The sequence below is a fragment of the Haladaptatus rarus genome (genome assembly GCF_054177585.1).
The window spans coordinates 18390-29107 of sequence record NZ_JBPEHG010000016.1 but is presented as its reverse complement, the minus strand read 5'-3'; the positions used below and the strand labels follow the sequence as shown (position 1 = coordinate 29107).

At 57.3% G+C, this 10718-nt stretch carries 8 protein-coding genes; 3 read left to right on the top strand and 5 right to left on the bottom strand.

Annotated elements, in window-relative coordinates:
* Positions 1-8 precede the first annotated feature (8 nt).
* On the bottom strand, positions 9-536 hold the full coding sequence (locus tag ACR3FE_RS22985; protein ID WP_458210122.1) for an Lrp/AsnC family transcriptional regulator: 528 nt from the start codon (positions 534-536) through the stop codon (positions 9-11).
* A 210-nt stretch (positions 537-746) separates the two neighbouring features.
* On the opposite strand from ACR3FE_RS22985, the gene ACR3FE_RS22980 reads away from it, so the two are divergent.
* On the top strand, positions 747-2072 hold the full coding sequence (locus ACR3FE_RS22980; RefSeq protein ID WP_458210120.1) for an aspartate aminotransferase family protein: 1326 nt from the start codon (positions 747-749) through the stop codon (positions 2070-2072).
* A gap of 56 nt (positions 2073-2128) precedes the next feature.
* On the opposite strand, the gene ACR3FE_RS22975 is transcribed toward ACR3FE_RS22980, so the two are convergent.
* The 4 genes from ACR3FE_RS22975 to ACR3FE_RS22960 form a co-directional block, all read right to left on the bottom strand.
* Positions 2129-3316, bottom strand: a complete 1188-nt coding sequence (locus ACR3FE_RS22975; RefSeq protein ID WP_458210118.1) for a vWA domain-containing protein — start codon at positions 3314-3316, stop codon at positions 2129-2131.
* A 424-nt stretch (positions 3317-3740) separates the two neighbouring features.
* The gene (locus ACR3FE_RS22970; RefSeq protein WP_458210116.1) at positions 3741-4601 is read right to left on the bottom strand and encodes a sensor histidine kinase; all 861 of its coding nucleotides are present in this window, start codon (positions 4599-4601) and stop codon (positions 3741-3743) included.
* A gap of 276 nt (positions 4602-4877) precedes the next feature.
* Positions 4878-6743 (bottom strand): bacterio-opsin activator domain-containing protein, encoded by a 1866-nt coding sequence (locus ACR3FE_RS22965; protein WP_458210114.1) that lies wholly within the window; start codon positions 6741-6743, stop codon positions 4878-4880.
* A gap of 39 nt (positions 6744-6782) precedes the next feature.
* Entirely contained in the window at positions 6783-7343 is a 561-nt protein-coding gene (locus ACR3FE_RS22960; RefSeq protein ID WP_458210112.1) for an MEDS domain-containing protein, read from the bottom strand.
* A gap of 461 nt (positions 7344-7804) precedes the next feature.
* Here ACR3FE_RS22960 and ACR3FE_RS22955 point away from each other — a divergent pair, with 461 nt between their 5' ends.
* Both ACR3FE_RS22955 and ACR3FE_RS22950 read left to right on the top strand, forming a co-directional pair.
* Positions 7805-9301: a PAS domain-containing sensor histidine kinase gene (locus tag ACR3FE_RS22955; RefSeq protein WP_458210110.1), complete on the top strand. Its 1497-nt coding sequence runs from the start codon at positions 7805-7807 to the stop codon at positions 9299-9301.
* Positions 9302-9413: 112 nt separating this feature from the next.
* The gene (locus tag ACR3FE_RS22950) at positions 9414-10580 is read left to right on the top strand and encodes an MFS transporter (RefSeq protein WP_458210108.1); all 1167 of its coding nucleotides are present in this window, start codon (positions 9414-9416) and stop codon (positions 10578-10580) included.
* Positions 10581-10718 lie beyond the last annotated feature (138 nt).

Below are 10718 nucleotides of genomic sequence, written 5' to 3'. Positions count from 1 at the left end.
AGAGTGGCTCACTCCTCCGGGTCGAGGAGTTCGAACAGATCCGGGTCGGTGCGGAACTTGAGCAGGTTGTGAACCACGGAGTTGCGGACGTTGTCCACCACGTCACCGTGCTCCTTGTAGAACTGGTGGATCCACTTCGATTCGTCCTGGCGGGTGCGGAACATCATGATGGTCTTCCACTGGTACTCCCCGTTCGAGATGAAGAACATCAGCGTGTGCTCGTCGGCTTTGATGTCCTCCATCGCGTCTCGCCAGCTCTCCTCGAAGTGTTCGGGGTTGAACTTGAACTCGAACAGCGCGAAGTTGTAGTACGTCTCGTTCGGCATGATAGCCTCGCGGAAGACGCCCTGCTCGCGCATCTTTCGGATGGTCTCGCTGACGGTGACGTGCGACACTTCGATGCCGTACTTCTCGTCGAGAATCTCCGCGAGCTGACGCGACGAGATCTCGGGGTTCCGCGACAGTTCGCGTAGTATCTTGATGTCCCGCTCCCTGAACTTCCAGTCTACCCCGTCGGGGGTTGGACGCTCGGCCATATGGGTTGTACTCCCCCCGCCTCGTTTATATTTGCGGAATCTCGCAGAGAAAACCCTGCCTCGACGGCGAGAGAAATGTCGAACCGTCGGTTCGCTCGCTTTGGCACGGACACGCCCTGTCGCTTCTGACGTCCTATCGCTCCTCGCGTCCGGTAGCTATTTGGCCTATTCTACCGATGTTAGAAACTGAGCGGATTAGGTTACCATAGTATGAGTAAGAACGAGATTACGAAAACTTCGTCAAATGAATCGCTGGAGAATCAGTACGATGACTACGTAATGCCGATCTGGAAGTCGCTCGACGTGCCCGTCCGTCGGTCGAGTGACTGTACTCTACAGGATTTCGACGGTAACGAGTACCTCGACGTGTTCTCGGGCATCTCGGTCACGAACGCTGGTCACGGCAACGAGGCGGTCGTCGACGCTGCCAAGGAGCAACTCGAGAAGTTCGTCCATGGCTGTTCGTACGTCCATCCGAACGAACCGATGGCAACCCTCGCCGAACGCATCGCCGAGATCACGCCCGGCGACCTCCAGAAGTCGTTCTTCTGTAATTCGGGTACCGAGGCCGTCGAAGGTGCGATCAAACTCGCACGCAAGCACACCGGTAGCAAGGAGGTCATCGCCCTGGAGATGGCGTTCCACGGCCGGACGCTCGGAAGCCTCGCGCTCACCGGCAACAGGGCGTACAAGAACGGGATGGCACCGACGCTCAACGACGTCTCCCACTTCGCGCCACCGTACGCCTATCGGTGTCCACGGTGTGACGGCGACCGCTGTTCTGCCGACTGCGCGTCCGACCTCGAACACGTCATCGAATCGCACACCTCCGGTGACATCGCGGCCGTCGTCGTCGAACCCGTGATGGGCGAGGGCGGCATCGTCGTCCCCTCCGAGGAATGGCTCCAGCGGGTCGAGGAGATCACGCACGACCACGGCGCGCTCCTGATACTCGACGAGGTTCAGACCGGATACGGCCGCACGGGGTCGATGTTCGCCTGCGACCACTTCGACGTGACGCCGGACATCTTGACGCAGGCGAAGGGCATCGCGAATGGCTTGCCACTCGGAGCCTTCACTGCATCGGCAGACCTCGCGGATAGCTTCGAGGCGGGCGACCACCTATCGACGTTCGGTGGTAACCCAGTTTGCTGTGCGGGCGCGCTCGCCAACATCGACGAACTCGAAGGCGGCATTATCGCCGATGCCGCCGAACAGGGCGCGTGGCTTGGCGACCGCCTCGCAGAACTCGAAGCCGACTACGACGTCGTCGGTGATACTCGTGGCCTCGGCCTGATGCGTGGCGTCGAACTGGTCGATACCGACGACACCGGTCCCGCAGGTGTCGCACCCGCCCCCGATTCCAAACTGGCCAAGCAGGTCAGCGAACACCTCCGCGACGATCGCATCGTCATGGGCGTCGGTGGGTTCTACAAGAACGTCATGCGATTCCAACCACCCCTCACGATCTCCCGCGAGCAACTAGACCGCGCCGTGGCGGGTCTGGAACGCGCTATCGAGGCGACTGCGGACTGAACTGTTCGAAGGATTGGAATCGATCCGAAGTGGGGGGCAGGCGATCGGGATAGCGCCTACTGGCACTTCCCGACGATCTTGACAGTGTCGACGCCAGCGATGCTTTCGCCGTCCTGGGTCGTGCCGACGATGACTCCTTCCGTGTCACCAGCCGTGAACCCGGCGTCTTTCACTGGGAAGTGTCCCAGGAAATCCCGGTCGCCATCGAGATCCACGTCCTGAAGATGTCCATCACCGTGGACAAGCGTAGCCCCGCCACCGCCGATGACCGTGCTCGGCGACCCGAACCTGAGCGATGCGGGATCGACAGTCGTCGCGTCGAAATCCCCGGTAGTCAGGATAGCCACCGGAATCACAGCCTCGCGGTTGGGGCTGCAGTTGATGGCGTTCGGGTAGCTTCCGGGCTTGATATCGATCTCGACCTCGGTCGGGCAGATGTCCGCTGCGATCTCCTCGAACGTCGCCTCGATCTGTTCGACATCCACGTTGGGGAAGGCGTGTGACGCCTTCGGCTCGCTGGCCATCTCCAGCATCAGGTTCTGGGCCAACGAATTCAGGCCGACGCCGATGGTGTACACCTCGATATCGTCGACAGTCTTTGCGGCGTTCGCTTCCTCGGATGGATCCGACCCTCCGAGAGAGGGGAACGTGGCGGGGTCATCGATGCCGTTGTTGTCCACATTCGGTGCCCCGTCGCCGAGGAGCACCATGACTCTCGGAACATCAGTGCGGTTGGTCCCGCTCGCAGCGATATCGTCGGAGTAATCCATCCCGGTCAACTCCTCCCGGCCGGCCTGGACACCGGCCTCCATGTTGGTGAGGATGTTCCCGGCTGGGATGTCCGGAATGCTGCTTATCGCTCCCAGGGCTGTCGCGGCGTTGCCAGTGAGTGGCTGGAACAGTGGGATGTCGCTGGAGCCGGGTGCACCACCGAACGTCACCACACCGACGTGCACTCCGCTTGGCGAGACGTTCAGCGCGTTCACGAGTGCCGTCGCCCCGGCCTTGGCCAACTGCATCCTGGTCGGCGATCCCAGACTCATCGAACCAGACTGGTCGAGTACGACGACCACGTCGAGTTGGGCAAGCTCACAGAGGTCGTCTATCGTCTGTGCCCCTGCCACACCGCTGGCGAAACTGAATCCTCCCACTACAGTACTGGCACCTGCGAGCTTCATGAGCAGGCGGCGTGTCAGTACGGGCTCTTCTACATCTATCTGTAATTCCGACGTATTCTTCTGCATCTCTATCGTCTCCTGCAGACCGAAGACATCCATGTCTCTAGGGGCGGGTTATCCAACAAGCGAGGGAACGGAACATCTGATTTCTTCCCGTCTGCTATGTATAGTTGTACTGCATCAATAATAAATATATATGTATCTCAACAAATCTTCATACGAATATATCAAAATTAACCACTGATACGAGTAATTTTGTAGTATTTATATAAGGACTTTTGCTACATTCGCAAATCTTGTTCTATTATCTCCGTTGTATATATGATTGAACATGTATAATACTCGACTATCGAAGGAAGAAAATCACATTTCTCACCTCCTCGTCGGCACAGAGGAGACAGCTCGTCTCTCCTAGTCGAGATCCTCCCCGACCTTCAGTTCGGGATTTATCCTTGAAACTTCATGATCTGATTCGTCTTCTCGTCCAATTTCAGAGCGTGGCGGTTTCGGTCGATAGTCCAGCTACGTTGTCGAACTCGACCCGAGTTCCACCGGTCGTGCTCGTGGTGATTGCACAGTCCCAGTCGTAGACACCAGCGAGCTGATCAACAACTGTCAAGCCGAGCCCCCACTCATACTCGGTCGTGGTATAGCCGGGTCGAAAGACCTGTTCACGTTCTGATTCGGCGATTCCAGGGCCATCATCCTCCACGAAAAACCCGCTTTCACTTTCGAGTTTCCCGATAGAAACCCGTACGTCGCTGTCACAATGCCGGACTGCATTCTGACATAGATGCTCTAACATATATCGAAGATGATGTGACTCGGTCTCCACTACCAGGTCGTTCTCGACTTCGAGACGATCAGTCGTTAGTCCCACAGTCGACCGAACCTCACCGGCGATCTGGGAAACGCTGACTGGGATCGGGTCTATGGTTTCAGTCGAACCATTGGCAGTGGCGATCAGCACGTCGATTATGTCGTTCATCCGGTCGAGTGCAGTCTCCACTTCGTCGTACGAGGATTCATCGCCCTGGAGGTTCTGGAGATGGATTATCGCTATCGATAGCGGGTTCCGCAGTTCGTGCGCGACCAGGTTAGCAAACGCCGTAACGTCGATCGTCTCAGCCGAGGATGTCCGTTCTATCTCCCACCAGACACGATCCCCTCCGCGAAGCTCTTTGTTCTCTACCTTGTCATTTTCGTGAAGTTGCTCGAGATTGTCGACGACCGTCTCAGGTTCCCCGTCCAACTGGTCAGCGAGTTCACGTGCCGTTACCGGTTCACGCCCCGCTCCAGTTTCCACGAGCGCGGCATATGTGGCATCTGGTGTCAACCGCTTCGACCCCACTCTACTCCCACCTGCATTACGAACCACGATTCTAGCTTGAGCGGTTCTGTGAGCTCGTAACGTATGCTGCTGGGCGAGTCACGCTCCCCTGGCTGAATCGTCGTCATACGATTCCGTGATTCCATAACCATGCTAATGGTACTCCAAAGGGTTGTGGCTTGCACCTATATATCTATCCTATGACTCATACCACCCCCTATACTGTTAGTGGCAGTATCTGTCAAGTCTCTCCGACACCTGCTTCGATAGCTACCTGGGATTCAACTGCGAGGTTAGTTAGTCGAAGAGCAGGTCGAAGAGTTTGCGCTCTCCGGCCCGCAGATGCCCGGTGAAGGTGGGTTGTGCCACGCCGAGCGACTTGGCTACCTCCTCGCCGGTACTGTCACGCGGCCATTCGAAGTAGCCGCTATGATACGCCAGTTTGAGCGTCTCGAACTGTCGTTCGGTCAATCGCTCTTCGACGTCGGCATAGAACGACTGGTTCGTCTGGATGGGTTGCGTAACTCGCTGAACGGATTCCACCGCCGTATCCGGATAGGCCTGTTGAAACCGATTGACGAACGCTCGAACGTCTGCGCTCTGTGGCAATTCGACGGTAAGTTCGACTGCGTCAGGGGTCGCCATCAAATCCGTGATCGACGCGACGAATCCTGCCATCGTCGAGGGAATCAACGAATCCACGCTAACGACAGCTTCGAACAGTGGTTCGTCGTTCCGTTCTGTTACTTGCCGGACCGAATCGACACTCACTGACTCTTCACAGGCCGTGAGAACTGTCTCACTGGAGACTCCTCGCATCGTGAAGAAGAGCCGTAGCTCTCCGTCGTTCTCGGGTAACACCGTCTCGACGTCGATCGGCCCGTCGATCTGGCGAGCTAATCTGAGCAATCGACTCTGCGAGTCCGTGATGCGGAGTCCCACCTCCGTGATTCGATCGGCATGCAGACCCGCCCTCGTCTCCGCGGCGTCGATCGAGTACTCAGTCGTCGCGCCCAGTTCCGCCAGAACGTCCTGCTCCATCTCGCTAAAGACGTTCGGCGACCCTGCGTACACGTTTAAAGCCCCATACTCGGTATCGTTGTGAACGAGTGGGATACTGATGACGGAATGGAAGCCATTCGCCAGCGCCACTTCTCGCCATCGCTCGTATCGTGACGTCGTGAGCACGTTCTTGACGGTCACGACATCTCCCGTTTCGAGTGCGTTCTGCGCCGGACTCGAGATTCCATCTCCATCGTCTGCTTCGTCATCATCGATCGGTGGAGAGAGTTCATCGAGATACGACTCGCCCTCGCCTGCCCATTCCCGAGGGATGAACTGGTCAGTAAGGGGGTCTCGGTCGCCGATCCATACGAATTTGTATGAATCCGTCTCTGCTAACCGATCACAGACGACGGTTTCGCACTCCTCACGACTCGATGCCTGCACGAGTCCCTGGTCGATCCGCCGAATCGTCGAGTTGATCCGATTGAGATGCTGAAGTTGTTCATTCTGTTGTTCCAGCGTACGCTCGTGCTCTGCTCGTTCGAGTGCCGACTGGGCAGTGGCTGCCACTGCCGAAGCAACTTCGACGTCAGTTTCCTCGAACGCATACGCCCGTGTCGAGGCGATCAGCACGACGCCATAGCGGTCGACCGGAAGGGCCATTCCACTCTGGAGCGTCGCACCCATCTCGGGGATCTCGGTTTCGGATCGGAAGTTGGAGAACACCTTCTGGTCGTCGATGACGAACGTATCCCACAGCAGTTTTCGATACCTCTTCGGGAGAGTGATCGTGTTCGCGTCTTCTGACGGGCGTCGAACGGTGTGTGGCTGTAATTCGTCAGTCTCTTCGTCGTACCAAAAGATGGCGACTATCGATGGGGAGAGTGCCTGAAAAAGCGTGTCTGCGAGTCGTGTGACGATCTCGTCGATATCTCCTTCCCCTCGTAGGAGCTCCTGACTCGTCTCTGCGAGCGTAGACAGATCCTGTTCACGCTCCTTTAGCTTTCCTTGCGCTCGGATCCGGTCGAGATGCGTTTCGACGAACTCGTCGGAATTAGCCGTCGGTGTCTCAGTATTGAAAAATTCCTCCGGAGAGAGGTATGCAAAGTTCTGTGTGACGGTCGCGTTGTAGACCTGATGTGGATGTGCCCGAATCACGTCGTGAAGCAGTTCCGACGAAAACCGATTCCGATTGTACTAGCACAACCCGATAACGGGCTTCTCAGGGTAGTACTCATTGAGCTTTCTCTCGTATTCTCGAATGCGATCGAGCGTCTCGGTGTCCTCACCGAGTGCCCACGTCATCTCGCCTGTGACTCGTAAGCGTTCGTACCCCTCGTTTTGGACTACCTCTCGTGCCGTCTCGTCGAGAAACTCGATCATTCCGTCAGCATCGAACTCGTCGTACTGGGTGTAAGTGTCCTCCACCGAGTGAATGGTCAATGCCCCGGAGTCGAGTGCTGACTCGACGTCGAGACCGGTTCCTTTGAATGCCGAGATGAGGTCGTCTTCCGAGTTCTCGTCGGCGATATACATGATGCGCTCGTTCCGTTCGAGACCCTGGCGAATGAACGGGACGACGGCAGCGAGCTGTTCGTTCGTCGTTTCGTACACGAGCGCGAGATGGTTTTCCGGGCCGTGACCGACTTCTGGGCCGTGGTCGTCTGCGTGCTGGTTTCGTTTCGTCGTTTCTCGCGTTGAGATCGCAGATGCGGGGCTAGCGCTGTTGTTTTTCCCTGGATCGAATGTGTTAGGCACAGACGGTCAGGCCTCCGTTGGGAATCAAGTTGGTATCCCGTAGGGAAAAGTGGTGTGGCTTGCTAATTTTGTCATTTCAAATCACGAAGCCAAAACAGCCTCCGTTTGTAATTTCACAGCGATAAATGGCTAACGAAGAGAGGGTCGTTCAGTGGGTGTATTCGGCAGTGTATGGAGCTAGCCGCCACCAGATGTATCCGACTCGCCCCTCGTACTCTTTGTACCAACCAGACATCTTCACTGAGTGTCCGAATCACGTCCCGAGAATGAAGAACAGATCGAGGCCGAATAGCCTGCACCCGTCATTCTGTCCTCCATTCTCGTGACCGCTATGCGAGATACTTCACACGAGATCAGGTGTTGAAACCACCCACAACCATGACACCCATCCATCCATCTCACACCCCCAATTATAGCACTCTGCGCCCGACTCACAACCCGAGGGCCACTGGTGGTCACTGATGAGCGACCATCAAGAACCACCCACGCCGTCGATGGACACTTCGATGGCGGAGGTCTTTGCACGTATCACCGATGCCGTCTTTGCGCTCGACGAGGAGTGGCGTTTCGCCTACCTGAACGAGCAGGCCGAGCGCGTACTTCAGCGTCCCGAAGAGGAACTACTCGGGACGGTTATCTGGGACGCATTTCCCGAAGCAGCTGGATCGACGTTCCAGCGGAAGTACGAACGTGCGATGAAGACCCAAGAGCCGGTGACGTTCGAGGAGTTTTATCCACCGCTGGATACGTGGTTCGAGGTACATGCGTATCCTTCCGAGACGGGATTATCGGTCTACTTTCGCGATATTACCGAGCGCATCTCTCAGCGGAACCAACTTCAAGCGCGCGAGCGTGCGCTACGCCGTGCCTATGAGGTCATCGCGGATTCCGACCGGTCGTTCCCCCAGCAGGTCGACGCACTCCTGAAAGTGGTGCGTGAAGAGGTCGGAACGGACTACGCGACACTTTCACGCGTCAACAATGACGCAGAATCGTACCTCTTCGAAATGGTCGTCGCGCCGGACGACGTCGACCTCCAAACTGGCGACACGATGCCGCTGGAGGCGACGAACTGCGAGCGTGCCGTCGCGACCGAGCAGACGCTCGTGCTCAACGACATAGAGGCAGATGCACCGGAACTGGCCGACCGTGCAGGGAATGCCGAGTTGGGCATCTCCTGTTACCTCGGCGCACCAGTGTCTGTGGACGATGAGATATACGGTACGTTCTGTTTCTACGGCATGGAGGCGCGGAGCGAGGAGTTCTCTGACTGGGAAGTGACGTTCGTCGAGCTACTGAGCAACTGGGTGAGCTCCGAACTCGAGCGCCAGCGCCAGACCGCCCGACTCGAATCGTCCACCAGTATGCTCGCGCACGAACTCCGGAACCCCCTCATGATCGGACAGATGTATTGCCACGAGTTGCCAGCAGAGGTGGCTCCAGAGGCGGTTGAGTACATCACAGACGCATTCGACCGCATCGAAGAGCTCATCGATGTTATCCTCGTCATCGCACGAGATACAGACTCGGCTATCGACATGGAACCGGTCGAGGTGGCAGACGCTGCTACGAAGTCGTGGACGGATGTGGCGGAAGACGAAGCGGAACTCGTGGTCGAAACCAACCGAACCATCGAGGTCGACCGAATCCATCTCCAGCATCTCCTGGAAAATCTGTTTACAAACGCCGTAGAACATGGTGGGTCGGACGTAACCGTTCGCGTCGGCGACCTTCCCACTGGATTCTATGTCGCGGATGACGGGTCTGGGATTCCCGAAGCGGAGCGTGGACAGGTGTTCGAGGCGGGCTTCACCACCGAGGACTACGGCATCGGCCTCGGACTCACATTTATCACCGAACTGGCCGACATCTACGAATGGGACTGTCGTGTCGACAAAAGTGCCGGAGGTGGGGCCCGTTTCGAGTTCACGAACGTAACGTGCGTGAGCGAGAAGTGAACCTGGCTGCTGCCCGCGACCAGCGCGAGACGTATCGGCTTTCACACTCTGGAGTATTCCTCCACTGCCGTTTCCAGAACGGTTGAGTGACCCCACTTGATACGAGTAAGTAGTGAGACGACAGCTGTTCGGAACGCTGTGTGGATTGGTCTTCCTGATGAACTTCGGGCGAACCGTTTTCGCGCCGCTGCTGGAGCCGTTGATGATCGCATTCGGAACCGACAAGGCGACCATCGGTGTGTTGGTCTCGCTCGTGTGGCTCGGTACTGCGATCTCGCGCATCCCGGCGGGGTACGTTCTCACCCGCATTCCTCGCCATCAGGTCGTCCTCGCTACCGGCATCCTATTGGCTGGTGCATCGGGGCTGATCGCGTCTACGAATTCCATGATTTTGCTGCAAATGGGAACGTTTCTACTTGGTCTAGCCACCGGCGCGTACTTCGTCGCTGCAGTTCCGCTTATCGCAGAACTGTATCCAGATGCGGTCGGTCGAACCGTTGGCATCCACGGTACGGCTGCCCAGTTGGCAGCGGTTCTCGCACCCACCATCGTGATCGGAATCCTGCTCGTCACCTCGTGGCGAGCTGTGTTCGCCGTCCTGGCGGTATCCGCAGTCACGATCAACGTTCTCTTGGCGATCGTCGTTCGAGAATCGCAGATCGCCGACGATGCCGTTCCTGACAGCGTGTTTTTATCCGCCGTACGGTCTCACTGGCGACTCATCGCGACCGGACTCCTGATGGTCGGCGTTGCCGGGTTCCTTTGGCAGGGGCTGTTCAACTTCTACGTTACATACTTGAAAACGGTCAAGGGACTGTCGAATACGACGGCGAATCTCCTCCTCACCGTCGTGTTCGCGGCCGGTTTACCTGCATTCTGGTTCGGCGGTCGACTTGCCGACCGTCTGCCACACGTTCCGTACATCCTGGCGATATTGACGGGATTCGTTGGCTCGGTGGTCGTCCTTACCCTCATCGGCGGCCCCCTGCAGATCCTCGTCGTCTCAGTGGCGATCGGGTACTCCATCCACAGTCTATTCCCTGCATTGGACACCTACTTTCTCAGTTCGCTTCCGGACGAAAGTCGTGGCGTTACGTACGCTACGTTCACCGGTCTCTCTTTGTTGATCGAGGCGAACGGAACCGCGTTCGTCGGAACGATGACCGATGCTGGGTACGGATTCGACGCGGTTTTCAGCGCGTTGGCATCACTCGTCGGATGTGCTGTGCTCGTCCTCGCGGGACTGTATACGACGAAACGACTGCCCGGAACGAGCTGAGTAGCACATCGAACCAACGTTCAACAGGCACACCCCGTCGAGGATGGCGAGCGCTCGAACTCCATTTCTGATCCACAACTCGGACAGCTCGGTGGTTCATCGCCCGCCACATCCACGTCGCGGATACGTTCGTTGCAA